The sequence below is a fragment of the Stenotrophomonas bentonitica genome, assembly GCF_013185915.1.
In the GTDB taxonomy this organism is placed as follows: domain Bacteria; phylum Pseudomonadota; class Gammaproteobacteria; order Xanthomonadales; family Xanthomonadaceae; genus Stenotrophomonas; species Stenotrophomonas bentonitica.
Genome location: NZ_JAAZUH010000002.1, coordinates 62,846 through 89,830 on the forward strand (window position 1 = coordinate 62,846; position 26,985 = coordinate 89,830).

Genomic DNA, 26,985 nt, shown 5'->3' on the forward strand with positions numbered 1-26,985 from the left:
CTACGGTTTCATGACATGTTTGTGACCATGATGACGGGGCTGCAATCTTCACGTCATCTTTACGGCACCCAGATCCGGCCAACGGCCGGGGCTACCGGCGCTCGAGTTCGGGGTCGTCGATGCCCTGGCGGCGCATCTCCAGCACGGTCGGGGTGATGCTCTCGATCCGGGCGTCGACCCGGGCGCGGCCGACGTAGTCCAGGTCCGGGCGCTTCTTCAGTGCCTGCAGCTGGATCAGCGCCTGTTCCGGGCGGCCGTTCAGGAACGCGGCCTCGGCGTAGGCCTCGCTGGCGCGCAGGGTGTCGCCGGCCAGTTCGCTGGCGCGGGCATAGCGCTGCTGGAACACCGGGTCGTTGCCGCTCTGGGCCAGCAGCGGGCGCAGCATCGCCTGGGCGCGCTGACCGGCCTCGCGGCCGCCCTGTTCGTTGAGGATTTCCGCGTAGGTGAGCGCCACGGGCCGGCTGCCCGGGTGCTGGCGCAGCAGGGTGTCGAAGCGGGCGTTGGCCTCGGCCTTCTGGCCGCTGCGCGATTCGGCCTCGCCCAGGGCCAGCGCCACCCACAGATTATCGGGGTGGTCCTGCAGCAACGCGGCCAGGTCGCGTCGCGCCTCGGTCGGGTTGCTGTTGCGCAGCCGCGCCAGGGCCAGGCCGTAGCGTTGCGGTTCGGTGAGGCCGTTCTTCTGCGCGCGCTGCAGGTTCTGGTACTCGGTGGCGAGGTCGCCTGGGGTGTCGGCACTGAGCACGCGCAGGCGCTCCCGGGCCCAGTCGAACTGGCCGCTGGCGCCCCGGCTGAGCGCGTTCACCGAAAACTGCATGGACGCCGGCAGCAGCGGGTTGTTGCGCTGGACGACTGGCTCGGACAGCGCCGGGTCGGTCGGGTTCACCCGCTCCTGGCGGACCCCGCCGGGGACCTCGGTGGTCAGCAGCACCGTGTCCTTCTTCATCTGCTCGGCGCGGGCCTTGGCTTCGCTGATGCGGGTGGTGTTGACCGGGTGGGTCTGCAGGAAGTCCGGCACCGAGTAGCCGCCGGCATTGCCGCGCATGGAGGCGGACATACGCTCGAAGAAACCGGCCATCGCGTCCACGTCGTAGCCGCTGCGGGCCAGGGTGCGGATGCCCAGGCGGTCGGCCTCGGACTCGTTGCTGCGGGTGTAGTTGATCTGGCGCTGCTGCATCAACCCCATGCCCGAGGTGATCGCGGCCATGGTCGCGTCACCGGAGGAATTGCCACCGGCCTGCTGCGCGGCCACCACCGCGGCCAGCATGCCGAGCAGGATCGGGATCTGGTCGCGCTGGGCCCGTTCCACCCCGCGCAGGACGTGCTGCTGGGTGACGTGGGCGATTTCGTGGGACAGCACGGCGGCCACCTCGTCTTCGCGCTCGGCGGTCAGCACCAGCCCGGCATTGACCCCGACATAGCCGCCGAGGGTGGCGAATGCGTTGATCTGGCGGTCGCGCAGCATGAAGAAGGTGTAGGACTGGCGCGGCTGGGCACTGTTGGAGCCGAGCCGGGCGCCCATGGTCTGCAGCCAGTCATCCACCAGCGGGTCGTCCAGCAGGTAGCCGTAGTTGCGCAGCTCGCGCAGCATCATGCCGCCGTACTCGGCCTGGCGCGCCGGGGTCAGCAGCTCGCCAGCCGAGGAGCCGATGTCCGGCAGCTTGCTGTCCTGGGCCGACGCCCACGGCGCGGCCAGGGCCAGGGTCAGGGCGGCGGAGAGCAGCAGAGGGCGCAAGCGGGTACTCCTGGAAGCGGTGGTTGAGTCACTGTGTTGCGGTGATGACATGGAATATCCGACGCAGGGCTACCATATACAGACAATCGTTCCGTTGTGGAGTTTCCCGTGAGCCAAGATGTCGCTTCCAACCCGGGTGGGACCCCCGCCATCACCATCTATTCGACCGCGGTCTGCCCCTACTGCGTGGCGGCCAAGAACTTCCTGAAGAGCAAGGGCCGCGAGTGGACCGAGGTCCGCATCGACCTGGACCCGGAAGAGCGCCAGAAGATGATGGCCAAGACCAAGCGCACCAGCGTGCCGCAGATCTTCGTCGGCGAGACCCATGTGGGCGGCTTCGACGACATGATGGCGCTGCACCAGGCCGGAAAGCTTGAGCCGTTGCTGAACGGGACCGCCGCATGAGCGCCGCCGACGACGCCAGCAAGGACCGGATCGCCGAGTTCACCGAGTTCCGCCAGCGCATGAACCAGCGCATCCTGGGCGAGCCCAACCAGGTGGTGCGGCGCTTCTTCGCGCTCGACACCCAGACCTACCAGGCCGGCGCGCTGGATGTGAAGACCAAGGAGCTGCTAGGCCTGGTCGCCTCGATGGTGCTGCGCTGCGACGACTGCATCAGCTACCACGTGGCCCAGTGCAAGGACGCCGGGGTGACCCGTGAAGAGTTCTTCGAGACCTTTTCGGTCGGCCTGGTGGTCGGCGGCTCCATCGTGATCCCGCACCTGCGCCGGGCGGTGGACTTCCTGGACCAGCTGGAAGGCGGCGCCGCCGCCCCGGACGCCCACGAACATTGATGAATCGGGCTGCACCGGCCGGCAGCCGGTGCAGCGCCTGCCACCTTGGTCTATTTGGGGTCCCCGGGCCGGGTAAGGCATAATTGCGGGTGAAACTTCCCTTGCGCCGGTGCTCCTGCACCTGCTTGACGGCGCTCCCCCTCGGTTCGGAAACAGATCAAATGACGCAGAAAATCACGGTCATCCGCGGTGACGGCATCGGCCCGGAGATCATGGACGCCACCCTGTTCGTGCTCGGCAAGCTCAACACCGGCTTCGAGTACGAAGACGCCGACGCGGGCCTGGTCGCCCTGGAAAAGCATGGCGACCTGATGCCGGCTTCGACCCTGGAGTCGATCGCACGCAACAAGATCGCCCTGAAGAGCCCGCTGACCACGCCGGTCGGTGGTGGCTTCACCTCGATCAACGTCAGCCTGCGTCGCCACTTCGACCTGTACGCCAACGTGCGTCCGGCGGTGTCGTTCCCGAACACCAAGTCGCGTTTCGGCGACGGCGTGGACCTGATCACCGTGCGTGAGAACACCGAAGGCGCCTACCTGGCCGAAGGCCAGGAAGTGTCGGCCGACGGCGAGACCGCGTTCTCCGGCACCCGCATCACCCGCAAGGGTTCCGAGCGCATCGTGCGCTACGCCTTCGAGCTGGCCCGCAGCACCGGCCGCAAGAAGGTCACCGCGGTGCACAAGGCCAACATCATCAAGTCGACCTCGGGCCTGTTCCTGGCCGTGGCCCGCGAAGTGGCGGCCAAGTACCCGGACATCGAGTTCCAGGAAATGATCGTCGACAACTGCTGCATGCAGCTGGTGATGCGTCCGGAACAGTTCGACGTGATCGTCACCACCAACCTGTTCGGCGACATCATCTCCGACCTGTGCGCCGGCCTCGTCGGCGGCCTGGGCCTGGCCCCGGGCGCCAACATCGGTGAGAACGCGGCGATCTTCGAAGCCGTGCACGGTACCGCGCCGGACATCGCCGGTCAGGGCAAGGCCAACCCGTGCGCGCTGCTGCTGGCGGCCGCGCAGATGCTGGACCATGTCGGCCAGACCGAGAACGCCGAGCGTCTGCGCAAGGCGATCGTCGCTACCCTGGAAGCCAAGGACTCGCTGACCGGCGACCTCGGCGGCACCGGCAACACCATGGGCTTCGCCCAGGCCATCGCCAGCCGCCTGTAAGGGGTTCGCGACGGAACGAAAAAGGGCCGCTTTCGCGGCCCTTTTTTTTGGGGTTCCGTGGAGCCGGCCAGCGGCCGGCACTACAGCATCACCGTTGGTTGAGCTTGGACAGCAACCGCAGGAACTCGACATACAGCCACACCAGCGTGACCATCAGGCCGAACGCGCCGTACCACTCCATGTACTTGGGCGCGCGCGCTGCCGCACCGTTTTCGATGAAGTCGAAGTCCAGCACCAGGTTCAGCGCGGCGACCACGACCACGAACAGGCTGAAGGCGATGCCCAGCCAGCTGGCTTCATGGATCACCGGCACGTTGATGTTGAAGAAGCCGAGCACGAACGAGGCCAGGTACAGCAGCGCGATGCCGCCGGTGGCCGCGACCACGCCCAGCTTGAAGTTCTCGGTGACCTTGATCAGCCCGCTGCGGTACGCAACCAGCAGCGCGAACAGGGTGCCGAAGGTGAGCAGCACGGCCTGGAACACGATGCCCGGGAAGCGTGCTTCGAACACGGCCGAGATCGCACCGAGGAAGAAGCCTTCCACCAGTGCATACATCGGCGCGGTCACCGGCGACCATTCCTTCTTGAACACCGTGACAAGGGCGAGGATCAGCCCGCCGATCGCGCCACCGATGGCGTAGATCATCGCGCCCGGTGCGATCTGGCCGTCGGCGCCGATGGTCTGGCTCCAGGCGAAGGCGGCGGTGATGACCGTCAGCAGCAGCAGGATGCCGGTCTTGTTGACCGTGCCGTTGATGGTCATCGCCTGGTCGGGCGAGGTCACGACCGAGCCACTGGCCAGGTCGAGGAAGGTCGACTCGGAAAGTGCGGGGTTGCCGCTGCGCATTGCCAATCTCCTTGAAGGGGTAGGGTTCCGGTCCATCCGGTACTGGGCCGAGCATAGCGGATGTGAAAAACTCTGTGAAAACCGTTGACAGATGGGCCGACGATTCCCACAATAGCCGACTCTTTCGGGGGGAACCTCGAGGGATGAAACCACCGGGGTATAGCGCAGTCTGGTAGCGCGCCTGCTTTGGGAGCAGGATGTCGGGGGTTCGAATCCCTCTACCCCGACCACGTCCCGCTGCTCAAACCGGGATGGGAATGCGACAATCCGGTCAGGGCGCCCGTAGCTCAACTGGATAGAGCACCGGCCTTCTAAGCCGGCGGTTACAGGTTCGATTCCTGTCGGGCGCGCCACTTGGCGCATGCGGCAGGTGATTCAAAAGAATTCAAAGGTTTCAGTGGTGGCTGTAGCTCAGTTGGTTAGAGTACCGGATTGTGATTCCGGTGGTCGGGGGTTCGAATCCCCTCAGCCACCCCACTGATTTGATGTATCCGATTCGCCGAAAGTGAATCGGGGTTGCAAAAAAAGGCGAAAACGTTACACTTGTCGCCTGAGAGTTTCAGGGCTGTTAGCTCAGTTGGTAGAGCAGTTGACTCTTAATCAATAGGTCCAAGGTTCGAATCCTTGACAGCCCACCAAGACAGAAGCCATCCGGTCAGCCGGGTGGCTTTTTTCTTGCGCGCGCTCCGGGATTGCGTGGGACACGCGTGGCATGTCTCTACGCCACGGCCGCGGACACGCGTAGCGACACGCCATGCGTGTCCTTCCCGATCCGTGATCGTTCATTCATACAAACCCCTTGCGCACTCCTGCGGCAGTGCGTCATAATTCGCCTCCCGATTTTCGGGCTGTTAGCTCAGTTGGTAGAGCAGTTGACTCTTAATCAATAGGTCCAAGGTTCGAATCCTTGACAGCCCACCAAGACGAAAGCCACCTGGTCAGCCAGGTGGCTTTTTTCTTGGGCGTGATCCGGCGGTGCAGCCACGCAGGGCGTGGCTCTACCCAATCGGGCATGCATCCCCGGGTATACTGCGCGTCCTGCGAAAGTGGCGGAATTGGTAGACGCCCTGGATTTAGGTTCCAGTGCCGCAAGGCGTGGGGGTTCGAGTCCCCCCTTTCGCACCAGGTACCGGGCATCGGCCCCGGACGGGATTGCCTGAACAGGCCTCTGATTGACGCTTCCGGCCGCATGCTGGCGGCGCTGGCCGTTATCGGCGAAACTACAGGGCTGCGGCGGGCAGGCGCGTCCACGACCCGCGTTCCCAACCCGTTTCATCCAATCACATCGTGCCGGGGGCGTGCCCACCGGTTGGCAGGAGTCAACATGCAAGCTTCGATCGAATCCACCGGCAATCTGGAACGCCGCCTGACCTTCTCGCTGCCGGAAGACCGCCTGCAGACCCACATCAGCGGCCGTCTGGGCGAAATCGCCCGCACCGCGCGCATCAAGGGCTTCCGCCCGGGCAAGGTGCCGGCCAAGGTGATCGAGCAGCGCTTCGGCCAGCAGGTCCGCAGCGAAGCCGTCGACGGCCTGCTGCGCGAAACCTTCGATGCCGCCATCCGCGAGCACGAGCTGCGCATCGCCGGTGCGCCGCGCATCGACAAGGGCGATGACGGCGAGTTCTCGTTCGTCGCCACCGTCGAACTGGTGCCGGACTTCGGCGACGTCGACGTCAGCAAGCTGACCGTGGTGCGCCACACTGCCGAGATCAACGACGGCGACATCGACCAGATGATCACCAACCTGCGCGAACAGCGCCGCAGCTGGAGCCCGGTGACCCGTGGCGCCCAGGACGGCGACCTGGTCGCACTGGAAACCTGGTCGCAGGCCGGCGATGAGCGCCTGCCGGCCGAAGGCACCGAGAAGGGCAGTGTGGTGGTGGGCCAGGGCATGATGTTCGAGCAGATCGAACAGGGCCTGGTCGGCCTGGCCAAGGGCGAAGAGAAGACCCTGGACGTCGAATTCCCGGCCGACTGGCGCGTGCCGGCCCTGGCCGGCAAGCAGGTCAAGGTCACCGTCAAGGCGGTGGACGTGTCCGAGCCGGTGCTGCCGGAAGTCGATGCCGACTTCATCAAGAGCTTCGGCGTGAAGGGCGGCGACGTGGAACAGTTCCGCAAGGACATCCGCGCCAACCTGGAGCGCGAGCTCAAGGGCGCGCTGATGAACCGCCTGCGCAAGGAAGTCGGTGAGCAGCTGATCGCCGCCTACGCCTCGGTGGAAATGCCCCCGCGCCTGGTCGACAACGAAGCCCGCGCCATGCTGGCCCAGCAGGTCGAACAGATCCGCCGCAGCGGCCGCAACCCGGGCGAGATCCCGGCCGACGCCCACGAAGGCTTCAAGGACGCCGCCGCCAAGCGCGTGCTGGTCGGCCTGCTGGTCGGTGAAGTGGCCCGCCGCAACGATCTGCGCCTGGACCCGAAGCGCCTGAACGAAACCATGCGCCTGATTGCTTCGACCTATGAAGAGCCGGAACAGGTCATTGAGATGTACCGCAACGACCCCCAGCTGATGAGTGGGCTGCAGAACCGCGTGATGGAAGAGCAGGTGATCGACTGGATCGCCGAGCGCGCCCAGCACACCGAGCAGTCGCTGTCGTTCCAGGACGCCATCCGCCAGTAAGCGGGCGGCGTTACATGCCCCGCGCCCCAGGCGCGGGGTGGTTTCCCCCAAATAGGTGCCTCAGAAATGGACAACCGAACCCAAGCCCTGAACATGGTTCCGATGGTGGTCGAACAGACCAGCCGCGGCGAGCGCGCCTATGACATCTATTCGCGCCTGTTGAAGGAGCGCCTGATCTTCCTCGTGGGCCCGATCGACGATCACATGGCCAACGTGGTGGTGGCGCAGCTGCTGTTCCTGGAAGCGGACAACCCGGAAAAGGACATCAGCATCTACATCAACTCGCCGGGTGGCGTGGTCACCGCCGGCATGGCGATCTACGACACCATGCAGTACATCAAGCCCGACGTGAGCACCATCTGCGTCGGCCAGGCCGCCTCCATGGGCGCGCTGCTGCTGGCCTCCGGCGCGGCCGGCAAGCGTTATGCGCTGCCGAACTCGCGCGTGATGATCCACCAGCCGCTGGGCGGCTTCCAGGGCCAGGCCACGGACATCGACATCCACGCGCGTGAGATCCTCACCCTGCGTGCGCGCCTGAACGAGGTGCTGGCCAAGCACACCGGGCAGTCGCTGGAGACCATCGCGCGCGACACCGAGCGCGACAACTTCAAGAGCGCGGCCGACGCGGTAGCTTACGGCCTGGTCGACCAGGTGCTGGAGCGCCGTCCGGAAGAGTCGATCACCCCGGCCTGATGGCCTGTTTCCGCAGGGTCCGGGTGGACTGGCGTCCTCCCGGCCCTGTGTTATTCTCGAATCGAACCCCCGTTCAGCGGGTGGGGTAACTGGGTAAGCGAAGCATGAGCGAAGACCGCCAAGGTCGTTCCACGGACACCGGCAAGATCCTCTACTGCTCTTTCTGCGGAAAGAGCCAGCACGAGGTGCGCAAGCTGATTGCTGGGCCCAGCGTGTTCATCTGCGATGAATGCGTGGAGCTGTGCAACGACATCATCCGTGAAGAGCTCGAGGAAAAGGCGCAGTCGGCGCGCAGTTCGCTGCCCAAGCCGAAGGAAATCCTCGAAGTCCTCGACCAGTACGTGATTGGCCAGAACCGGGCCAAGCGCACGTTGGCCGTGGCTGTGTACAACCACTACAAGCGCATCGAGAGCCGCCAGAAGAACGACGAAGTCGAACTGGCGAAGTCGAACATCCTGCTGGTCGGTCCGACCGGTTCGGGCAAGACCCTGCTGGCCGAAACCCTGGCCCGCCTGCTCAACGTGCCGTTCACCATGGCCGACGCCACCACGCTGACCGAAGCCGGTTACGTGGGCGAGGACGTGGAAAACATCATCCAGAAGCTGCTGCAGAAGTGCGACTACGACGTCGAGAAGGCGCAGCAGGGCATCGTCTACATCGATGAAATCGACAAGATCTCGCGCAAGAGCGAGAACCCGTCGATCACCCGTGACGTGTCCGGCGAAGGCGTGCAGCAGGCCCTGCTGAAGCTGATCGAAGGCACCGTGGCCAGCGTGCCGCCGCAGGGCGGTCGCAAGCACCCGCAGCAGGAATTCCTGCAGGTCGACACCAAGAACATCCTGTTCATCTGCGGCGGCGCGTTCGCCGGGCTGGACAAGGTGATCCAGGCCCGTTCCAACGACGCCGGCGGCATCGGCTTCGGGGCCAAGGTGAAGAGCTCCGAGCGCAAGCAGGAAGTGGGCAAGGTGCTGGCCGAAGTCGAGCCGGAAGACCTGATCAAGTTCGGCCTGATCCCGGAATTCGTTGGCCGCCTGCCGGTGGTGGCGACCCTGGAGGAGCTGGACGAGGCCGCCCTGGTCAGGATCCTGACCGAGCCCAAGAACGCCATCACCAAGCAGTTCAAGAAGCTGTTCGAGATGGAGCACGTGGAGCTGGAGTTCCGCCCGGACGCCCTGTCGGCCATCGCCCGCAAGGCGCTCAAGCGCAAGACCGGCGCCCGTGGCCTGCGCACAATCGTCGAATCGGTCCTGCTGGACACCATGTACGACCTGCCTTCGGCGGAAAACGTCAGCAAGGTGGTGGTGGACGAATCGGTGATCGAGCACAAGTCCGAACCGTACCTGATCTACCAGACCCCGCCGGCCCCTGAACAGAAGGCCGCAGGTGCTGAATAATCGATTCAAATAATTGAATTGATGGAGTTTTTTCAGAGCATCTTGCATCTGGACGCCGATGGCCCCATAACGGGGCCATCGGCTTTTTTGTATCCGGGTGAAGCTGCCCGGAGGCCATCCCCACCGTTCCTTTGGAGCCCTCATGGCCCGTTCCCCTACTGAGACTCTCGACCTGCCGGTACTGCCGCTGCGTGACGTGGTGGTGTTCCCGCACATGGTCATTCCGCTGTTCGTCGGCCGCGACAAGTCCATGCACGCGCTGGAGCAGGCGATGGAAGCGGACAAGCGCATCCTGCTGCTCGCGCAGAAGTCGGCCGAGACCGACGACCCGACCGCGGCCGACCTCTACCAGGTCGGTACCCTGGCCCAGGTCCTGCAGCTGCTGAAGCTGCCCGACGGCACCATCAAGGTGCTGGTCGAAGGCCTGTCGCGGGTCAACGTCACCCAGGTGACCGAGCGCAACGGCGCGCTGCAGGGCGTGGCCTCGGAAATCGAGTCGGACGAGTCGCGCGAACCGCGCGAGATCGAGGCGATCGCCCGCTCGCTGATGTCGCTGTTCGAGCAGTACGTCAAGACCAACCGCAAGCTGCCGCCGGAGCTGCTGCAGACCCTGGCCGGCATCGATGAACCGGCGCGCCTGGCAGACACCATCGCCGCGCACATCAGCGTGCGCCTGGCCGACAAGCAGCGCCTGCTGGAAACCCTGCAGATCGGCGAACGCCTGGAGATGCTGGTCGGCCTGGTCGACGGCGAGATCGACGTGCAGCAGATGGAAAAGCGCATCCGCGGCCGGGTCAAGTCGCAGATGGAGAAGAGCCAGCGCGAGTACTACCTCAACGAGCAGATGAAGGCGATCCAGAAGGAACTGGGCGACCTCGACGACGCGCCCGGCGAGCTGGAAGAGCTGGCGCGCAAGATCGCCGACGCCGGCATGCCCAAGCCGGTGGAAACCAAGGCCAAGGCCGAACTCAACAAGCTCAAGCAGATGTCGCCGATGTCGGCCGAAGCCGCGGTGGTGCGTAACTACCTGGACTGGCTGCTGGGCGTGCCGTGGAAGAAGCGCACCAAGGTCCGCAAGGATCTGAAGGTCGCGCAGGACACCCTGGACGCCGACCACTTCGGCCTGGACAAGGTCAAGGACCGCATCCTCGAATACCTGGCGGTGCAGTCGCGGGTGAAGCAGATGAAGGGCCCGATCCTGTGCCTGGTCGGGCCGCCGGGCGTGGGCAAGACCTCGCTGGGCCAGTCCATCGCCAAGGCGACGAATCGCAAGTTCGTGCGCATGAGCCTGGGCGGCGTGCGCGACGAAGCCGAGATCCGTGGCCACCGTCGTACCTACGTCGGCTCCATGCCGGGCCGCATCGTGCAGAACCTCAACAAGGTCGGCAGCAAGAATGCGCTGTTCGTGCTCGACGAGATCGACAAGATGTCGATGGACTTCCGTGGCGACCCGTCCTCGGCGCTGCTGGAAGTGCTCGACCCCGAGCAGAACAACGCGTTCAACGACCACTACCTGGAAGTGGACCTGGACCTGTCCGAAGTGATGTTCGTGGCGACCTCCAATTCGCTCAACATTCCCGGCCCGCTGCTGGACCGCATGGAAGTGATCCGCATCCCCGGTTACACCGAGGATGAAAAGCTCAACATCGCGATGCGTTACCTGGTGCCCAAGCAGCTCAAGGCCAACGGCCTGAAGCCGGAGGAACTGGAGATCGAAGCCGACGCCATCCAGGACGTGGTGCGTTACTACACGCGCGAATCCGGCGTGCGCAACCTCGAACGCGAAGTGGCCAAGATCTGCCGAAAGGTGGTCAAGGAAATCGCGCTGGGCGGACCGGTCGCACCAGTCAAGCAGGCCAAGGCCGGCAAGAAGGTCGCGGCGAAGAAGAAGGCGCTGGTGGTGGTCAATGCCAAGAACCTGGAGAAGTACCTGGGCGTGCGCCGCTTCGACTTCGGCCGTGCCGAGGAACAGAACGAGATCGGCCTGGTGACCGGCCTGGCCTGGACCGAGGTCGGTGGCGACCTGCTGCAGATTGAATCCACGTTGGTGCCGGGCAAGGGCGCCATGATCCTCACCGGCCAGCTCGGCAATGTGATGAAGGAATCGGCCTCGGCCGCATTGTCGGTGGTGCGTTCGCGTGCCGAACGGTTGGGTATCGACGCCGACTTCCTGCAGAAGCACGACGTGCACGTGCACGTGCCCGATGGTGCTACGCCGAAGGATGGCCCCAGTGCCGGCGCCGCAATGGTGACCTCGCTGGTGTCGATGCTGACCAAGGTGCCGATCCGTGCCGAAGTGGCGATGACCGGCGAAATCACCCTGCGTGGTCGCGTCACCGCGATCGGCGGGCTGAAGGAAAAGCTGCTGGCCGCGCTGCGCGGTGGCATCACCACCGTGATCATTCCCGAGGAGAACCGCAAGGACCTGGCCGACATTCCGGCCAACGTCACCCGCGACCTCAAGATCATTCCGGTGAAGTGGATCGAAGAGGTGCTCGACCTGGCACTGGAAACGCCGCTGACGCAGCCCAAGCCGAAGAAGGATGGGCAACGCGTCACAGTGCGGAGCAAGGGCAAGACAGCTTCCACAACGCGCGTCAAGCACTGACGCGCGCTGCGGAATTGCCCGAAACCCGCGTCGTTATTGGCTTTTCAGCTTGCGCGGGTAGGGGTGCGCTGGTATAAAAGCACCACTCGCAGGTCAGCAGAACGTTGATCGGTGCGAATCGAGAACTCACTGGTGTCCGGCCACGTTGCGGGTCGGATGCTCTACTGTCGAACATGCGGAGTCCCCGCCAAAGGAGCTGTACAGAATGAACAAGACCGAATTGATCGACGCCGTTGCCGAAACCGCCGACCTGACCAAGGCCGATTCGGCTCGCGCCGTCGATGCTGTCATCGCTGCCGTCACCAAGGCCCTGAAGGGCGGCGACGCAGTGACCCTGGTGGGCTTCGGTACGTTCCAGGTGCGTGACCGCGCCGCTCGTACCGGCCGCAACCCGAAGACCGGCGACACCATCAAGATCGCTGCGTCGAAGAATCCGTCGTTCAAGGCTGGCAAAGCCCTGAAGGATGCCGTAAACTAAGCGGCTTGCTGGGGTGCTTAGCTCAGCGGTAGAGCGTCTCCTTTACACGGAGAGGGTCGGGGGTTCGAAACCCTCAGCACCCACCAGGCACCGCCAGTAGAAGTTTGAAATGTGGAGCGGTAGTTCAGCTGGTTAGAATGCTGGCCTGTCACGCCGGAGGTCGCGGGTTCGAGTCCCGTCCGCTCCGCCAGTTTCAACGAGGCCCCTGAGCGATCGGGGGCCTTGTTTTCTGCGACGATCCAGATCGTGGTGGAAGGCAGCAGAAGGTTTTAGTGCGGAGCGGTAGTTCAGCTGGTTAGAATGCTGGCCTGTCACGCCGGAGGTCGCGGGTTCGAGTCCCGTCCGCTCCGCCAGTTACAAAAAATCCTCGAAAAGCTGCATATCGGGGTGGGTTTTCTGAATATCTTCGGATATAATGAGCGCCTGCAAAGTTTCAAGCGCGGAGCGGTAGTTCAGCTGGTTAGAATGCTGGCCTGTCACGCCGGAGGTCGCGGGTTCGAGTCCCGTCCGCTCCGCCAATTCTTGAAGGCCCCTGGTGAAAACCAGGGGCTTTTCTTTTGCCTGTCGCCCGTCCCTGTTGGGGAGCGGCGCGAAGCGGGGTACACTGCCGGATTCGCCAATCGGGCCTTGATTTCTCCCATGCTGCAGAAACTTCGCGACAAGACCTCGGGCTGGATCGTTACCGTGATCCTGGGCCTGCTGATGATCCCGTTCCTGTTCGTGATCGACTCCAGCTATCTGGGCGGTGTCGGTGCGCAGAACGTGGCCAAGGTGGCAGCACCGCCGACCTGGTGGCGTTCGGCGCCGTCGTGGTGGCCGGTCTCGTTCCTGTGGCAGCACCATGAGATCAGCGCACAGGACTTCCGTACCCGCTTCGAACAGGCGCGCCAGCAGGCCCGCCAGCAGCAGGGCGAGAACTTCGACCCGCGCGAGTTCGAAAGCACCGAAAGCAAGCTGGCCGTGCTCGACCAGATGATCGACGAACAGGTCGTGCGCCTGGCCGGCGAACAGTCCGGCATCGTCATCGGCGACGCCCTGGTGCGCGAGACCATCGCCTCCATCCCGGCCTTCGTCGGCGCCGACGGCAAGTTCAACCAGGACCAGTACCGCCTGGCGCTGAGCACCGGCAATCCGCCGCGTACGCCGGCCCAGTTCGAAGCGCTGGTGCGCGAGAACATCCAGCAGTCGGTCATTCCGACCGCGCTGCAGAACTCCGGCTTCGTCACCAGTGCCGAAGCGACGCGCATGATGAACCTGCTGGGCGAAACCCGCGACGTGGAAATCGCCGCGCTGCCGGAACTGCCTGCAGACACCGCAGAAGTCACCGACGCGCAGATCAAGCAGTGGTACGACAGCCACGGCAAGGATTTCCGCCAGCCGGAAACCGTGTCGCTGGAGTACGTGGACATCAACGCTGCGAGCCTGCCGGCTGCCGCGCCGGCCGATGAGGCGGCGCTGCGCAAGCGCTATGCCGACGAGAAGGCACGCTTTGCCACGCCCGAAGCGCGCCAGGCGTCGCACATCCTGATCGCCGCCGACGGCAGCGATCCGGCCAAGCTCAAGGCCGCCGAAGAGAAGGCCACCGCGCTGGCCGCACAGGCCAAGGCACCGGGTGCCGATTTCGCTGCGTTGGCCAAGGCCAATTCGGACGACACCGGTTCCAAGGGCACCGGTGGCGACCTCGGCTGGGTCGAGCGTGGCGCGATGGTCAAGCCGTTCGAAGACGCGCTGTTTGCGATGAAGGCGGGCGAGGTGAGTGCACCGGTCAAGACCGAGTTCGGTTACCACGTGCTGCAGCTGCGCGAGATCAAGGGTGGCCAGGAGCGTCCGTTCGAAGAAGTGCGCGACCAGCTGGCCGCCGAGCAGCTCAAGGCCGACACCGAAGGCGCGTTCTCCGAACTCAGCGGCCGCCTGGTCGACGAGGTCTACAAGAACCCGACCTCGCTCAAGAGCGCGGCCGACACGGTGAAGCTGCCGGTGCAGACCATTGGTCCGTTCAGCCGTGCCACCGCCAGCGGCATTGCCGCCAACCCGGCGGTGCTGCGTGCCGCGTTCTCCGACGTGCTGGTGCAGGACGGGACCGTCAGCGATCCGATCCCGCTCGCGCCGGACCACAGCGTGCTGATCCGCGTCACCGACCACAGCCCGGAACAGGCACTGCCGCTGGACAAGGCGCGCGACCAGGTGATCGCCGCGATCCGCGCCGACCGTACCCGCCAGGCCTCGGAGAAGGCCGCTGACGCGCTGCTGGCCAAGCTCAAGGCCGGTCAGACCCTGCAGGCGCTGGCTGCTGAAGAGAAGCTGCAGCTCAGCCCGCTGCCGGGCCTGCCGCGCACCCAGCCGGTGCCGACCCCGGAGATCAACAAGGCCGTGTTCGCCGCCCCGGTGCCGGCTGAAGGCAAGCCGAGCTACGGCAAGGTCGCCGTGCAGGACCGTTACGTCGTGTTCGCGGTCAACAAGGTGAGTCCGCCGAACCTGGCCGAAGTGCCGGCCGAGCAGCAGAAGCAGTTCCGCGACCAGCTCGACCAGGTCGACGGCATGGCCGCCGCCAAGGACTTCGTGCAGGCCCTGCGCAAGTCCTACAAAGTGCAGGTAGAAGAAGCGAACCTCTAACGGTGCGCTGATTCTGGAAACAAAGAAGGCCCGGCAATGCCGGGCCTTCTGCGTTCTGCGTTCCGCGATCTACCTTCCGAGGTAGGGTCGCATCCCAATCGACCGCACGTGCATCGCCAACATCCGATAGGGCATGACCCCAACCGAAGCTGAGCTCTAGTCTTCCACCCGCAGTACAGCGCCTGGCTTCAACACACTGCTGCCGCTGAGGTTGTTCAACGACAGCAGCGCCTTCAACGGCATTCCGTAACGCTTGGCAATCGTCCACGCAGACTCGCCATTGCGGACCGTGTGGCGGCGCGCACGCGGACGGTCGGCACTGGCCACGGTGCGGCTGGCAGCCACGGCGTCCGTACCCGGGCTGACCGTGTCGGCCACCGGCGCTTCCACCTGCGCCACCATCACCGAGGTATCGGCCGGCGCATGCGTCGCCGGGGCCAGAACCGTCACCTGGCCACTGGGACGCCCCTTGCCGCTGGCCAGGGCCGGGTTGAGCCGGGCAATGCGGGCCGGATCCAGGGCGCGCTGTGCCGCCCATTGCTGCACGCTGGTGCCGGCCGGCAAGGTATGGCCCTTCAGCACCGGCACGGTGCGGTCCAGCGAGGCCATCACGCCGGGCGAGGTTTCAGCGTCTTCCAGCACGCAGGCCAGCGCGTGCAGCTTCTCGACATAGGCGTAGGTGATCGGCGACAGCCCCGGCAGCGCCTGCGGGCGCGCGTTCTGCGCGTTCATGCCGGCCTTGCGCAGCGACTGCAGCACGCGGTACTCGCCGGCGTTGTAGGCCATGGTGGCCAGGCGCCAGTCGCCGCCGAACATGCCGTGCAGGGTCTTGAGGTAGCGCACCGCGGCCTGGGTGGAATCGGCGGCCGAGAGGCGACCGTCATAGCCGCTGGTCATCTGCACGCGGTGGTTCTTCGCGGTGCTGGCGATGAACTGCCACAGCCCCGCCGGGCCGCTGCCATTGCGGGCATTGGGCCGGTAGCCGCTTTCCACGAACGGGATCAGTGCGAATTCGGTGGGCAGGTCGGCCTTGCGCAGTTCTTCGACCACGTAGCCGAACAACACCAGTGCATCGTCATCCTGGTTGGCCAGGCGCGACGGCGCGTGTGCGAACTGCTTCTGCCAGCGCGGGCTGGTGGCCTCGGCGTCGCAGGTCGGTTCGGCCAGGCCCTCGCGGAAACTGGCGAAGATATCCTGGCCGTTGCGGACGGAGGCCGGGGGCAGGGCAGCCGGATCCAGCGGCAGCTGCGAAAGCCCGGCCACGTTCTGCGACATTCCTGCACTCAACGACTGGGCGCCCGCGGTGCCGGCCAGGGCGATTGCCAGGCCGGCCGCGAGCGGCAACCATCGCCGACTCATGTTCGGAATCCGTCTTTCCAGCCCCGCAGACCCGCCAGGACATCGACTTCATCGGTAACGGGGCGGCCGAGGTGCTGGCTTACCGCAGCACGGACAGCATCGGTGTTGGTACGCAGGAACGGATTGCATTCCAGCTCGCTGGCCAGTGCAACGGGCAGCGTAGGGCGTTCATCGCGGCGCATGGCCAGGGCCTCCTCTTGGCGTCGCGCGAGCGCGGCGTTGGCGGGGTCGACATGCCGCGCGAAGACGGCATTTGTCACGGTGTACTCGTGTCCGCAGCACATCAACAGGTGCGGCGGCAGGGACGCCAGCTTCTTCAGCGATGCCAGAAGCTGGGGCGGCGTACCTTCGAACATGCGTCCACACCCCAGGCTGAACAGCGAATCGCCACTGAAAAGATGTTCAGCAGTGTGAAACGCGACATGCGAACGGGTGTGTCCGGGCACGGATACTACGTCGATCTCCAGCCCCAGTGCCTGAACGCGTTCACCCCCGGCGACCCGCCGGGTGGCCATCGGAATGCGCGGATCGTCCGGGGCCAGCACCGCAAGCCCGGGATACCGGGCCTGCAGCTCGGCCACCCCGGCGATGTGGTCGTCGTGGTGGTGGGTCAACAGAACGGTGTGCGGACGCCAGTTCTGCTGCGCTGCCGCAGCCAGTATCGGAGAGGCTTGGCCGGGGTCGACCACGATCGCGCGGCCGTCGTCGGCGACCAGCGCCCAGATGTAGTTGTCCGCGAATGCGGGTAGGGCAGTCAGTCGCATAGAATTGGACCATGCCCGCCGTGCCGAGCCTCCGTCAAGCTTCCGTCGCATCCTGGTTTGATACTGAACCGGCGCAGGTGCTGCGCGATCTGGAGCGGCAGGCGCTGGAGCCGGTGCTGGCCTCGCACCCGGTGACCCCGTGGCTGTGGATCGCGCCGACCCCGTCGTGGCAGGAGTCCGTAACCCTGCCGGGCCAGGGAATACGCCTGTACCGCACCGCGCGGGGCTACACCGGCGATGTCACCTGTGCGCTGCCCTTGCCGTTTCCCAGCGAAAGCGTCAACGCGATCGTGCTGCAGCACGTGACCGCGCGCGACGCAGAGCAGCTGATCGCCGAATGCGAGCGGGTGCTGATGCCGGGTGGCCGCCTGTGGCTGTCCACGCTCAACCCGTTCAGTCCGTTCCGCCGCCAGTGGCGCCACCACGGACTGGTGGTGCGCACCCCGCAACGGCTGCGGCACACCTTGGAGCAGGCCGGGCTGGCCTGCGACGCGCTGGACTGGCTGGGCCCGATGTGGCGCGACCAGGCACCGGGGCGGCGCAGCGTTGCCGCGCTGCGCGCGGCCTGCCTGTTCTCCGCCGAAAAACGCACCCTGGCCCTGCCGGGACCCAAGCCACTGCCGGTACGCCGCTGGCACGGTACCGTGGCGACCTGATCTGGAGTTGTATTGAAAACCATTGAAATCCACACCGACGGTTCCTGCCTGGGCAACCCCGGCCCGGGCGGCTGGGCCGCGTTGATGCGCTACAAGGGCCACGAGCGCGAGCTCAGCGGCGGCGAAGCGCATACCACCAACAACCGGATGGAACTGATGGCGGCCATTTCCGGCCTGGAAGCGCTGACCGAGCCGTGCGAGATCGTGCTGTTCACCGATTCCCAGTATGTGCGCCAGGGCCTGACCCAGTGGCTGCCGGGCTGGATCCGCAAGAACTGGAAGACCGCCGGCGGCGACCCGGTCAAGAACCGCGACCTGTGGGAGCGGCTGCACGCGGCCACGCAGAAGCACAGCATCGACTGGCGCTGGGTGAAGGGGCATTCCGGCGACCCGGACAACGAGCGGGTGGACACGCTGGCGCGTGACGCCGCGATCCGTATCCGCGCCGGCGGCCCGGTACACTGAGCGCATGCGTCAGATCATCCTCGACACCGAAACCACCGGCCTGGAATGGCGCAAGGGCAACCGCATCGTCGAAATCGGCTGTGTGGAACTGCTTGAGCGCCGCCCGAGCGGCAACAACTACCACCAATACCTCAAGCCCGACTGCGAGTTCGAACAGGGCGCGCAGGAAGTCACCGGCCTGACCCTGGAATTCCTGGCCGACAAGCCGGCGTTCGCGCAGGTCGCCGAGGAGTTCCTCGCCTACATCGACGGCGCCGAGCTGATCATCCACAACGCGGCGTTCGACCTGGGCTTCCTGGATTACGAGCTGTCGCTGCTGGGCGACCAGTACGGGAAGATCACCGACCGCTGCACGGTCATCGATACCCTCAAGATGGCGCGCGAGCGCTATCCCGGCCAGCGCAATTCGCTGGACGCCCTGTGCAAGCGGCTGGGCGTGGACAACGCGCACCGCCAGCTGCATGGCGGCCTGCTCGATGCCCAGATCCTGGGCGATGTGTACATCGCGCTGACTTCGGGCCAGGAGGAAATCGGCTTCGGTGCGGCCGACGACATCCGTCCCGGCAGCGCACAGGCGCAGACCTTCGATACCAGCCGCCTGCTGCCACGCCCGCGCGTGGTCGCCACCGCCTCGGAGCTGGAAGCGCACGACGCGCGCCTGGCCAAGCTGCGCAAGAAGGCCGGCCACGCGATCTGGGACGGCCCGAAGGTCGAAGAAGCCGTAGCGTGATTCCGTAGTGCCGGCCGCCGGCCGGCAACCACGTAATTCAATGGCAACGAACCAGAATCGCCGTGATGTTGTCCGACCCACCGCCATCCAGCGCGGCCGCCACCAGCGTGTCCACGCATTCCTGCGCACTGGCGTCGTCGTAGGCCAGGGTGCGGGCGATGTCCTTGTCCTCGACCTCTTCGGTCAGCCCGTCGCTGCACAGCAGCAGCTGCATGCCCGGGCGTAGTTCGCCGGTGGTCGTGGCTACGTTCAGGTGCGCCGGATCGGTTACCCCCAGCGCCTGGGTCACCACGTTGCGGTGCGGGTGGGCGCGGGCCTGTTCAGCGGTCAGGTTGCCCTGGGCGACCATTTCCTGGACCACGCTGTGGTCCTGGCTGAGCTGGGCCAGGCTGCCGTCGCGCCACAGGTAGGCGCGGCTGTCGCCGACCCAGGCCACTTCATAGCGGTTGCCCTGCACGCGCGCGGCCACCACCGTGGTGCCCATCGGCAGGCTGTCGTTGCGGCGGCGCGAGGTGCGGATGATTTCCTCGTCGGCCACCCGGATCGCGTGCGCCAGCGTGGCGCCCTGGCGGATCTCGCGCACGATGGTCTCGCGCGCCAGCGCGCTGGCCACCTCGCCGCAGGCGTGCCCGCCCATGCCGTCGGCCACCAGCCACAGTGCCAGTTCGCCGTCCCCGTAATAGGTGTCCTCATTGAGGTCACGGCGCAGGCCAGGGTGGGTCAGGTGTCCGAATTCGATCATGGTCGCGCGCAGGCCAGGGAGTGTATTGCTGAGGGATAACGGCATGATCGCGGCCCTGCGGACATCCGGCAAGGCATCGATACAGAAGAAATTCATCGGCAACGGCGGAATGGCTTGCCGTCGGCGCGTCCTCACCGTATTATTCGCTCCCCGGTTCGCCGGGGACCATCTGGAGAGGTGGCAGAGCGGTTGAATGTACCTGACTCGAAATCAGGCAGGCGTTTATAGCGCCTCGGGGGTTCGAATCCCCCCCTCTCCGCCAGATTCGCAAAAAAGGCCACCCATTGGGTGGCCTTTTTTGCGTCTCTGACGGAGAGGGGGGGATTGCAACGGCGCGTTGCGCCGTTGCCCCCGCACGCTTCCTCTCCCCGCCCCTGTCGGGGCAGCCCCTCAACAGAGGGGCTTTTTCATTTGGGTGGGTGCGCGGGTGCACATCTTTGCTGATGCGCTTTGCTGCGATGGGGTAGAGCCACGCCCTGCGTGGCTGGTTTGCCCGGTAGACTCATTGCATTCCAATCAACGGCCCCCCCCATGACCGCAGAAATTTCGGTTCCCGTCTCTTTTGGTGAGCTGCTCGACAAGATCTCGATCCTGCAGATCAAGTCGGAGCGCATCAGCGATCCGGCCAAGCTGGCCAATATCCGTGCGGAGTTGAGTGCGCTGGAGAAGACCTGGATGGCGCATCCGGCCGGGGTCCGGGACATCGCCAAGCTGCGCGCGGAGCTCAAGGACATCAACGAGAAGCTCTGGGATATCGAGGACAACATCCGCCTGAAGGACCAGGCCGGGGAATTCGATGAGGCCTTCGTCGCGCTGGCACGCAGTGTCTATCTGAACAACGATGAGCGGGCGCGGATCAAGAAGGATCTCAACAGTGCGCTGGGTTCGCTGTTTGTTGAAGAGAAGTCGTACAGGCACGCCAAGTGATGGCGTGAGGGGCCCGGCACGTTACCGGGTCGCCTGGTCCGCCATGTAGCGCTCGAAGGCGGCGATGCCGTCTTCCACGGTGATCAGCTGCATCACGTCGTCGAACTCGATCTTGGTGCCCCACTTGAGGTCGCTGGCCGGCTTGCCCAGGAACTTGCGCGCCGCATCGTCGTAGCGGTCCACGCAGTAGCGGCGGTCCGAGTAGGGGCCGCTGCGGTGCGGATTGCTGGCCGCATGCAGGCCCAGCACCTTGGCACCCATCGCGTTGGCAATGTGCATCGGCCCCGAGTCCGGGGTCATCACCAGCGCGGCGCGGGCGAGCAGGGCGGGCAGCTGCTTCAGGGTGTCCTTGCCCACCAGGTCCAGCGCCGGGGTCGACAGCTGGGCCTGGATGGCGTCGGCCATGCCGCGTTCCAGCTCGCTGCGGCCCCCGCACAGCACCACCCGCCAGCCGCGCGCGATCGCATGGTTGGCCACCGCGGCATAGCGGTCGGCATACCAGTTGCGGCGCACGTGACTGGAGCAGGGCGAGATCATCAGCACCGGCCGGCCATCGTCCTGCCACTGCGCCTGTGCCCACTCCACGGCCGCCGGCGGCACCGCCAGGTCCCAGCTCACCGAGGTCTGGCGGATGCCGAGCGGCTCGCCGAAGCTGCCGATCGCGTCCAGTACGTGGATGCCCGGGCGGTCGGGAATGCGCTCGTTGATGAAAAGCCCATGCAGGTCCTTCGAGCGTGCCTTGTCATAGCCGATCCGGCGCACCGCCGGTACGAAGGCCGACAGCACGTTGGCGCGGAAGGCCACCTGCATCTGCAGCAGCGCCTCGAAGCGTCCCGGCGGCAGCTCGGCGCGCAGGGCGCGCATGCCGGCCACGCCCGTCTTCTTGTCGTAGGCATGGAAGACCACGCCCGGCAGGCCGTCGAGCAGCTTGTGCCCGACCTTGTCGATGATCCAGTGCAGTTCAACGCCCGGCCGTGCCTGCTGCAGGGTCCGCACCAGCGGCACCACGTGGGTGACGTCGCCCAGCGCGGACAAACGCAAAAGACACAAGGAAGAGGACGCTGATGCCATGGTGTTGTTAGACTCGAAGGAATGGTCGCATTCGACGCCACTGAAGCACTGACGCCCTGCCGCGACGGACGCGGCATGGGGGCCATTCTGTTCGACCGCGAACGCCTGCGGCAAGCCGACATGAGCCTGTTCTCGCCTGCCCACTGGGGCGAGCGGGCACGGCCGGTGGGCGAGGGCGGCCGTGGCGGGGCCTTTTTCGTGGACGCGCCGTTCGGGCACTGCGTGCTGCGCCAGTACCTGCGCGGAGGCATGGCGGCCAAACTGAGCCACGACCAGTACCTGTGGCGCGGGGCCAACCGTACCCGCAGCTTTGCCGAGTTCCGCCTGATGCGTGCCCTGCGCGCGCTCAAGCTGCCGGTGCCGCAGCCCATCGCCGCGTTCTACATGCGCGACGGCCTGCGTTACCGCGCCGCGATCCTGATGGAGCGGCTTGAAGGCGTGCGTTCGCTGGCCGACCGCGCGCTGGTGGCGGGGCGGGGTGCGCCCTGGGAAGAGACCGGCCGGCTGATCGCGCGCTTCCACCGCGCCGGCCTGGACCATGCCGACCTCAACGCCCACAACATCCTGTTCGACGCCAACGGCCATGGCTGGCTGATCGACTTCGACCGCGGCGTGCAGCGCATCCCGGCCACCGCCTGGCGCGAGCGCAACCTCAAGCGCCTGCACCGTTCGCTGGTCAAGCTGCGCGGTGAGCGCAGCCATGAAGACGTCGAGAAAGACTTCGCGCGGCTGCGCCGTGCCTACGACCTGGCCTGGAACCGGGGCTACTGATGGACTGGTCGCTGCGTTTCATGGGGGTCGGCAATGCGTCGGCCGTGCAGCTCGGATCGCCGATGGCGGTGATCGAGCGCGACGGCCAGCCGTGGCTGACCATCGACTGCGGCGGCGAAGGCCTCACCGCGTACCTGGCGCAGTACGGGCGCATGCCCGACGCGCTGTTCGTGACCCATGTGCACCTGGACCACGTGGCCGGCTTCGAGCGGCTGTTCGTGGATGCGTACTTTTCGCCGGAACGACGTGGCCGCATCCGCGTCTACGTGCCGGCGACGGTAGTGCCGCTGCTGCACCGGCGCGTGGCCGACTACCCGAACGTGCTGGCCGAAGGCGGCGCCAACTTCTGGGACGCGTTCCAGCTGATCGTGGTCGGTGACGCATTCTGGCATGACGGCGTGCGCCTGGAGGTATTCCCGGTGCGCCACCACTGGCCGGAGACCGCCTACGGCCTGCGCCTGCAGGGTGCCCTGGTGTGGAGCGGCGACACCCGCCCGATCCCCGAAATGCTGGCGCGCTTTGCTGCCGACAACGAACTGATCGCGCACGACTGCGGCCTGCATGGCAACCCGTCACATACCGGCGTGGACGATCTGGAGCGGGAGTATTCGCCTGAGCTGCAGGCGCGCATGATGCTCTATCACTACGCCAGCGAGGCAGACGGGGAGGCGTTGCGCCAGCGCGGGCACCGCGTCGCGCTGCCGGGCGAGCGCGTGGTGTTGGCCACGCCAACCGCACCAACCCCCGAAACGGGTGACGGCCCCGCCGGCTGACCTCGGCGCCCGCGTCGATCGATACCGTTGCTGCCTTCCGGCCCTGGCGGGATTTTCGACCTAGCGTCGCGAGGGGCCGACGGGGCCGCCATAGAGACGTTGCACCGAAGTGCAGTCCCCTAGTATATCAGCAAACCTACCGCGCCGTAGCGACACGCCACGCGTGTCCCACGCACGGCCTGAATCCCCCGTATCCCAAACAGCCCCCAAAACGCCCCCCAACCACCCCCCTTGCTAGAATCCGCCCCGCTGCACGCGTAAACCGGAGGACGGCCTCCCCCACATCGGGTAAACATCACCAGGACGACCTGGCCCCATAAGGAGGGCCCCATGGCCTGGATCTATCTACTCGTTGCCGGTGTACTGGAAATCGTCTGGGCGTTCTCGATGAAGCAATCCGAGGGCTTCACCCGGCTCACCCCGTCCCTGATCACCTTCGCCACCATGGCCGCCAGCTTCTGGCTGCTCTCGCTCGCCATGCGCACCTTGCCGCTCGGCACCGCGTACACCATCTGGACCGGCATCGGCGCCGTCGGCGCCTTCATCGTCGGCATCGTGTTCCTCGGCGAGCAGGTCAGTGCAATGCGCATCGGCGCCGCCGTACTGATCGTAAGCGGCCTGATCCTGATGAAGCTCTCCACCACGTAGTGCCACGCCATGCGTGGCAGATACTCCACCCGGCACGCACACCCCCGCGTGCCGGGTCACTCCCCAACAAGGGCTTCACACCACCCATCCAGCGCACCCGCAACACTCCAGCCCTCCATCACGGAAGGTCCAGAGTGTTCATGCAGCCACGTCCGCAAACGTCCCGCCTGCTTCTCATCCCCGCCGTGCTGCTGGCACTGAGCGCCTGTTCCAGGACACCCGACCCGGGCGCCCCCGCAGAAGCCCCTGCATCTCCCACGAGCGAGGCTGCTGCCGTACCGCCGGAACAGGGCGCGCCCAGCGACGTACCTGACCTCCCCATCATCCCCACCATCGTCATCCCCGAAATTCTCGGCGTGACCCCCGCGCAGCAGGCGCTGGAAGCCTCCATCCAGTCGATCCTCGACCCCGTGGCTGGCATCACCGTCTCGCCCGCGCGCTGCGACACGGGCGGCAGCCTGATCAACGCCGGTGGCATCACCCACCTCGACGAGCACGGCACCCTTACCCGAAACGGGGAGCAGGGACTGTTCAAGATCAACGCCGACGGCAGCGGTACCGCCAACTTCGAAGGCGGGCTGGTGCGGGTCAATGCCGACGGCAGTGGCACCATCAACGGCCCCGCAGCAGGCGACGGCGGCGACAGCGCCATCATCAGCGTGCAGGCCGACGGATCCGGCACCTACAACGGCCCCGCCGGGCTGATCCGGCTGGACGGCAAAGGCGCCGGCACCTGGAATGGCGACAGTGGCCTGATCACCAACAACGGCGACGGCAGCGGCACCTGGAACGGCCCGATGGGCCTGGTACGAATCAACGCCGATGGCTCGGGTACGTGGAATGGCGACGCCGGCCTGATCACCAATAATGGCGATGGAACCGGCACCATAGGGCCGCCCGCGCGCGCAGTAAAAATGCCGCCGATGCCGCGCCTGCCACCGGCCGGCCGCTTCCCGCCATTGACGAAATTCGCACCCCCCGGCGCGCCATGCGGCTACATGATCACCTTGAACGACCGGGTGCTGTTCGACTTCGACAAGTCCGAGATCCGACCCGATGCCGCGCAGCTGCTGGACACGCTTGCGGGTGCACTTGTGCAGGTCAAGGCCAGTGGGATGGAAGTGCGCGGGCACACCGATTCCAAGGGCGATGACGCCTACAACCAGCAGTTGTCAGAGCGTCGCGCCGCCGCGGTGCTGGCCGCACTGCGCACGCGCGGCGCTGTGCAGCAGGTGGAATCGAAGGGGTTCGGTGAGCGTGAGCCGGTGGCACCGAACGAGATCCAGGGCAAGGACAACCCCGGCGGCCGCCAGCTCAATCGACGCGTGGAAATTTTTGTGCGCGCTTGATTCTTTCAATCATCGATCACGGAGTAGAACGGCATGAAGAAAGCAGCATGGGCAACACTCGCGGGCGCATTGGCTGTGTCTGCGACCCTGCCGGCGTTCGCGGCAGCGGAGTTCAGTCTTGGCTATGACGTCGACCGTTTCCCGGCACGCCAGTTGAGCATGCAGAAATGCCACGAAGCCGTTGCGCGGGGTGCGTCGGCATTGGGCTACTCCACGCGAGTGGACCAGGACCAGAAGACGTTGGTCCTGCATGTTTCAGCCCCGCGCGCAGATGGCCGCTCGTTGATTTCGTACTGCATCAGCGCAGGCGACCAGACCGTGTTCGTGATCCAGGCCTTCGACTACAGCGGGCCGGGCAACCCGGACGTGGACAAGGTGAAGCAGCGGGTGGGCGCAGAGGTGCGGAAGGCGGCGGCAGCACGCTGATCGCTATTCTTCCTGGCGCCGGCGGTAGGGTCGTCTGACGAACGGCCCTACCTCTCCGTTAGCGCGTTGCCTTGGGCTTGGGCGAATTGCTCGTGACGCTCAGGTCGATCGACTTGGGGTTGTCTGCCATCGCCACATAGCTGCTGATCTTCTGCCGCAGCAGCAGCGACGGGTTCTGGTTCAACCGCCACGCCGCCAGCCGGAACTGGTAATGCAACACCGGGCCCAGCTCTACCTGGATCGCAAGCCTCCGTTTCGCGGCCTCCACCGCGCCCTGCAGGATCACAGCAGGCTCCCGTTGGGACAGATCGGCAAATGGTCTGCTTCCACCATGGTGTGGTGGATCTGGCGTTCGATGCGTCGCGGCACTCCCGGGCGCGGCAGCTTGGGTCGGCCAAGGATGGTAAGGGTGATGACGCCATCTTCGGCATCGATCTGCAGCTTGGACCCCGCGTTGAATCCCATGTCACGCAGCCAGCGGCCGCGAAGTTTCAGGAACGGTATTGCCCCTTCATCCTCGAACTCCGGTGACATAGGGACGACTCCTATTTTGGTTCTGCTAGAGTTTTCACGCTCCGTCCGAACACCATGCGCGCCGGATCCATCCACGCAAAGTTGTTTGTATCTATTGGTTTGCGCGTATTGGTAGGCGTTGCCTATGCACGACGCTTTAAGCTTGTTTCGCGCAAAAATTCTGGGAAGGAGTTCGCGAATTACATGGCGTGCTCGTCGTTGCGATAAAAAAAATCAATCGGTTCGCACGGCTCAGCGCAGCGCCAGTTGCATGTCCACCGCGTCGATTCCCGGCGCGTGTCCATCACGCACGACTCCCGTAACGATGAATCCCCGCGCCGCGTAAAACGCCTGCGTGTGCTGGCTGGTGCTGAGGATCACGCGTGTCGCGCCTCTGGCGCGCGCCTGTGCAATGCGCGCCGAAGCGAGAGCGGTTCCCATGCCGTGTCGATGCAGATCACGCCTCACCATGCCCCAACAGAACGCCGCAGTAACATCGTCGTCAAAGGCGATCCCGCCGCAGGCCGCAACTTCGCCGCGATGCTCCAACACGAGGTAGTCATCTTGACGCTGCGGCTGCAGCAGAAAGGCGGCGAAGTCCGCGCGCTCGTTCGCTCCGAAATAGTCCGGCACATTGCTGTCGAATATCGCGAGACACGAAGCGGTGTCGGAGGTGTGGAACGGGCGCGTGTTCTGATCGATAGGATCGGGCATGGGCGGAGCTACCCAGGATGATGAAGCGAGATCCTAATGCTGCAATCTGGGCTTCGCCATCTTTACTTCCACCGGACGCCACCGGTTGACGCCCTGACAGGAGCCTTGTTGAGCCGCCAATCCCCGGAT

At 65.5% G+C, this 26,985-nt stretch carries 27 protein-coding genes, 11 tRNA genes and 1 other RNA gene; 29 read left to right on the forward strand and 10 right to left on the reverse strand.

The window, feature by feature from the left end; genetic code table 11:
- Positions 1-91: 91 nt before the first annotated feature.
- Positions 92-1,732: a M48 family metalloprotease gene (locus tag HGB51_RS11230; RefSeq protein ID WP_070209463.1), complete on the reverse strand. Its 1,641-nt coding sequence runs from the start codon at positions 1,730-1,732 to the stop codon at positions 92-94.
- A 108-nt stretch (positions 1,733-1,840) separates the two neighbouring features.
- Here HGB51_RS11230 and grxC point away from each other — a divergent pair, with 108 nt between their 5' ends.
- From grxC to HGB51_RS11245, 3 genes are all read left to right on the forward strand, one after another.
- Positions 1,841-2,137 (forward strand): glutaredoxin 3, encoded by a 297-nt coding sequence (gene grxC, locus HGB51_RS11235; RefSeq protein ID WP_070209464.1) that lies wholly within the window; start codon positions 1,841-1,843, stop codon positions 2,135-2,137.
- On the forward strand, positions 2,134-2,526 hold the full coding sequence (locus HGB51_RS11240) for a carboxymuconolactone decarboxylase family protein (protein WP_070209465.1): 393 nt from the start codon (positions 2,134-2,136) through the stop codon (positions 2,524-2,526). The genes grxC and HGB51_RS11240 overlap by 4 nt, the downstream gene beginning before the upstream one ends.
- A gap of 161 nt (positions 2,527-2,687) precedes the next feature.
- Complete coding sequence (locus tag HGB51_RS11245) at positions 2,688-3,695, forward strand: isocitrate dehydrogenase (protein ID WP_070209466.1); 1,008 nt, start codon at positions 2,688-2,690, stop codon at positions 3,693-3,695.
- 88 nt (positions 3,696-3,783) lie between these two features.
- Here HGB51_RS11245 and HGB51_RS11250 read toward each other — a convergent pair whose 3' ends face one another.
- Entirely contained in the window at positions 3,784-4,542 is a 759-nt protein-coding gene (locus HGB51_RS11250; protein ID WP_070209467.1) for a Bax inhibitor-1/YccA family protein, read from the reverse strand.
- A gap of 153 nt (positions 4,543-4,695) precedes the next feature.
- Between HGB51_RS11250 and HGB51_RS11255 the strand changes: the two genes are divergently transcribed.
- From HGB51_RS11255 to HGB51_RS11330, 16 genes are all read left to right on the forward strand, one after another.
- Positions 4,696-4,772, forward strand: a tRNA-Pro gene (locus tag HGB51_RS11255).
- Positions 4,773-4,818: 46 nt separating this feature from the next.
- Positions 4,819-4,895, forward strand: a tRNA-Arg gene (locus HGB51_RS11260).
- Between the two features lie 47 nt (positions 4,896-4,942).
- Positions 4,943-5,019 (forward strand) — tRNA-His (locus tag HGB51_RS11265).
- An 85-nt stretch (positions 5,020-5,104) separates the two neighbouring features.
- Positions 5,105-5,180: transfer RNA gene (locus HGB51_RS11270), tRNA-Lys, on the forward strand.
- A 207-nt stretch (positions 5,181-5,387) separates the two neighbouring features.
- Positions 5,388-5,463 (forward strand) — tRNA-Lys (locus HGB51_RS11275).
- A gap of 119 nt (positions 5,464-5,582) precedes the next feature.
- Positions 5,583-5,667: transfer RNA gene (locus HGB51_RS11280), tRNA-Leu, on the forward strand.
- Between the two features lie 199 nt (positions 5,668-5,866).
- Positions 5,867-7,162, forward strand: coding sequence for a trigger factor (tig, locus tag HGB51_RS11285; RefSeq protein ID WP_070209519.1), 1,296 nt, complete (start codon positions 5,867-5,869; stop codon positions 7,160-7,162).
- A 66-nt stretch (positions 7,163-7,228) separates the two neighbouring features.
- On the forward strand, positions 7,229-7,855 hold the full coding sequence (gene clpP, locus HGB51_RS11290; RefSeq protein WP_070209520.1) for an ATP-dependent Clp endopeptidase proteolytic subunit ClpP: 627 nt from the start codon (positions 7,229-7,231) through the stop codon (positions 7,853-7,855).
- 104 nt (positions 7,856-7,959) lie between these two features.
- Positions 7,960-9,249 (forward strand): ATP-dependent Clp protease ATP-binding subunit ClpX, encoded by a 1,290-nt coding sequence (gene clpX, locus HGB51_RS11295; protein ID WP_070209521.1) that lies wholly within the window; start codon positions 7,960-7,962, stop codon positions 9,247-9,249.
- Positions 9,250-9,391: 142 nt separating this feature from the next.
- A complete protein-coding gene (gene lon / locus HGB51_RS11300) occupies positions 9,392-11,857 on the forward strand; it encodes an endopeptidase La (protein ID WP_070209522.1) in 2,466 nt (821 codons plus the stop codon).
- 205 nt (positions 11,858-12,062) lie between these two features.
- Positions 12,063-12,335 carry an HU family DNA-binding protein gene (locus HGB51_RS11305; protein WP_070209523.1) on the forward strand — a complete coding sequence of 91 codons (273 nt, stop codon included), beginning with the start codon at positions 12,063-12,065 and terminating at the stop codon, positions 12,333-12,335.
- 11 nt (positions 12,336-12,346) lie between these two features.
- A tRNA-Val gene (locus tag HGB51_RS11310) sits at positions 12,347-12,421 on the forward strand.
- A gap of 27 nt (positions 12,422-12,448) precedes the next feature.
- Positions 12,449-12,525: transfer RNA gene (locus HGB51_RS11315), tRNA-Asp, on the forward strand.
- An 86-nt stretch (positions 12,526-12,611) separates the two neighbouring features.
- Positions 12,612-12,688: transfer RNA gene (locus tag HGB51_RS11320), tRNA-Asp, on the forward strand.
- 88 nt (positions 12,689-12,776) lie between these two features.
- Positions 12,777-12,853, forward strand: a tRNA-Asp gene (locus tag HGB51_RS11325).
- Positions 12,854-12,974: 121 nt separating this feature from the next.
- Entirely contained in the window at positions 12,975-14,948 is a 1,974-nt protein-coding gene (locus tag HGB51_RS11330; protein WP_070207968.1) for a peptidyl-prolyl cis-trans isomerase, read from the forward strand.
- A 156-nt stretch (positions 14,949-15,104) separates the two neighbouring features.
- On the opposite strand, the gene HGB51_RS11335 is transcribed toward HGB51_RS11330, so the two are convergent.
- Together HGB51_RS11335 and gloB are read right to left on the reverse strand one after the other, a co-directional pair.
- Entirely contained in the window at positions 15,105-16,307 is a 1,203-nt protein-coding gene (locus HGB51_RS11335; protein ID WP_070207967.1) for a lytic transglycosylase domain-containing protein, read from the reverse strand.
- On the reverse strand, positions 16,304-17,071 hold the full coding sequence (gloB, locus tag HGB51_RS11340; RefSeq protein WP_070207966.1) for a hydroxyacylglutathione hydrolase: 768 nt from the start codon (positions 17,069-17,071) through the stop codon (positions 16,304-16,306). The genes HGB51_RS11335 and gloB overlap by 4 nt, the downstream gene beginning before the upstream one ends.
- A gap of 11 nt (positions 17,072-17,082) precedes the next feature.
- Between gloB and HGB51_RS11345 the strand changes: the two genes are divergently transcribed.
- From HGB51_RS11345 to dnaQ, 3 genes are read left to right on the forward strand one after another with little or no spacing between them, the layout of a single operon-like run.
- Positions 17,083-17,727 carry a methyltransferase domain-containing protein gene (locus tag HGB51_RS11345; protein ID WP_070207965.1) on the forward strand — a complete coding sequence of 215 codons (645 nt, stop codon included), beginning with the start codon at positions 17,083-17,085 and terminating at the stop codon, positions 17,725-17,727.
- A gap of 12 nt (positions 17,728-17,739) precedes the next feature.
- Positions 17,740-18,192, forward strand: a complete 453-nt coding sequence (gene rnhA / locus HGB51_RS11350; RefSeq protein WP_070207964.1) for a ribonuclease HI — start codon at positions 17,740-17,742, stop codon at positions 18,190-18,192.
- A gap of 4 nt (positions 18,193-18,196) precedes the next feature.
- The gene (dnaQ, locus tag HGB51_RS11355; protein ID WP_070207963.1) at positions 18,197-18,922 is read left to right on the forward strand and encodes a DNA polymerase III subunit epsilon; all 726 of its coding nucleotides are present in this window, start codon (positions 18,197-18,199) and stop codon (positions 18,920-18,922) included.
- A gap of 37 nt (positions 18,923-18,959) precedes the next feature.
- Here dnaQ and HGB51_RS11360 read toward each other — a convergent pair whose 3' ends face one another.
- The gene (locus HGB51_RS11360; protein WP_070207962.1) at positions 18,960-19,664 is read right to left on the reverse strand and encodes a PP2C family protein-serine/threonine phosphatase; all 705 of its coding nucleotides are present in this window, start codon (positions 19,662-19,664) and stop codon (positions 18,960-18,962) included.
- Positions 19,665-19,835: 171 nt separating this feature from the next.
- On the opposite strand from HGB51_RS11360, the gene HGB51_RS11365 reads away from it, so the two are divergent.
- Positions 19,836-19,926 (forward strand) — tRNA-Ser (locus tag HGB51_RS11365).
- 269 nt (positions 19,927-20,195) lie between these two features.
- Positions 20,196-20,591, forward strand: a complete 396-nt coding sequence (locus HGB51_RS11370) for a DUF6165 family protein (protein WP_070207961.1) — start codon at positions 20,196-20,198, stop codon at positions 20,589-20,591.
- Positions 20,592-20,612: 21 nt separating this feature from the next.
- Here HGB51_RS11370 and HGB51_RS11375 read toward each other — a convergent pair whose 3' ends face one another.
- Positions 20,613-21,662, reverse strand: coding sequence for a glycosyltransferase family 9 protein (locus HGB51_RS11375; protein ID WP_070207960.1), 1,050 nt, complete (start codon positions 21,660-21,662; stop codon positions 20,613-20,615).
- Between the two features lie 21 nt (positions 21,663-21,683).
- On the opposite strand from HGB51_RS11375, the gene HGB51_RS11380 reads away from it, so the two are divergent.
- Together HGB51_RS11380 and HGB51_RS11385 are read left to right on the forward strand one after the other, a co-directional pair.
- A complete protein-coding gene (locus HGB51_RS11380; protein ID WP_070207959.1) occupies positions 21,684-22,433 on the forward strand; it encodes a 3-deoxy-D-manno-octulosonic acid kinase in 750 nt (249 codons plus the stop codon).
- Positions 22,433-23,206, forward strand: coding sequence for an MBL fold metallo-hydrolase (locus HGB51_RS11385; protein ID WP_070207958.1), 774 nt, complete (start codon positions 22,433-22,435; stop codon positions 23,204-23,206). Before HGB51_RS11380 ends, HGB51_RS11385 begins: the two co-directional genes overlap by 1 nt.
- Here the strand turns inward: HGB51_RS11385 and ffs are convergent.
- An RNA gene (gene ffs, locus HGB51_RS11390) (signal recognition particle sRNA small type) lies at positions 23,193-23,289 on the reverse strand. The genes HGB51_RS11385 and ffs overlap by 14 nt on opposite strands.
- Before the next feature lie 247 nt (positions 23,290-23,536).
- Between ffs and HGB51_RS11395 the strand changes: the two genes are divergently transcribed.
- The 3 genes from HGB51_RS11395 (at position 23,537) to HGB51_RS11405 (ending at position 25,629) form a co-directional block, all read left to right on the forward strand.
- Positions 23,537-23,854 (forward strand): DMT family transporter, encoded by a 318-nt coding sequence (locus HGB51_RS11395; protein WP_070207957.1) that lies wholly within the window; start codon positions 23,537-23,539, stop codon positions 23,852-23,854.
- 140 nt (positions 23,855-23,994) lie between these two features.
- The gene (locus tag HGB51_RS11400; RefSeq protein WP_070207956.1) at positions 23,995-25,203 is read left to right on the forward strand and encodes an OmpA family protein; all 1,209 of its coding nucleotides are present in this window, start codon (positions 23,995-23,997) and stop codon (positions 25,201-25,203) included.
- Positions 25,204-25,236: 33 nt separating this feature from the next.
- Positions 25,237-25,629: a DUF6180 family protein gene (locus tag HGB51_RS11405; RefSeq protein WP_141739134.1), complete on the forward strand. Its 393-nt coding sequence runs from the start codon at positions 25,237-25,239 to the stop codon at positions 25,627-25,629.
- A gap of 58 nt (positions 25,630-25,687) precedes the next feature.
- On the opposite strand, the gene HGB51_RS11410 is transcribed toward HGB51_RS11405, so the two are convergent.
- The 3 genes from HGB51_RS11410 to HGB51_RS11420 all read right to left on the reverse strand — a co-directional run bounded on the left by HGB51_RS11410 (position 25,688) and on the right by HGB51_RS11420 (position 26,856).
- On the reverse strand, positions 25,688-25,915 hold the full coding sequence (locus HGB51_RS11410) for a hypothetical protein (protein ID WP_070207954.1): 228 nt from the start codon (positions 25,913-25,915) through the stop codon (positions 25,688-25,690).
- Complete coding sequence (locus HGB51_RS11415) at positions 25,912-26,163, reverse strand: SymE family type I addiction module toxin (RefSeq protein WP_084738955.1); 252 nt, start codon at positions 26,161-26,163, stop codon at positions 25,912-25,914. Before HGB51_RS11415 ends, HGB51_RS11410 begins: the two co-directional genes overlap by 4 nt.
- A 231-nt stretch (positions 26,164-26,394) precedes the next feature.
- On the reverse strand, positions 26,395-26,856 hold the full coding sequence (locus tag HGB51_RS11420) for a GNAT family N-acetyltransferase (protein WP_070207952.1): 462 nt from the start codon (positions 26,854-26,856) through the stop codon (positions 26,395-26,397).
- Positions 26,857-26,985 lie beyond the last annotated feature (129 nt).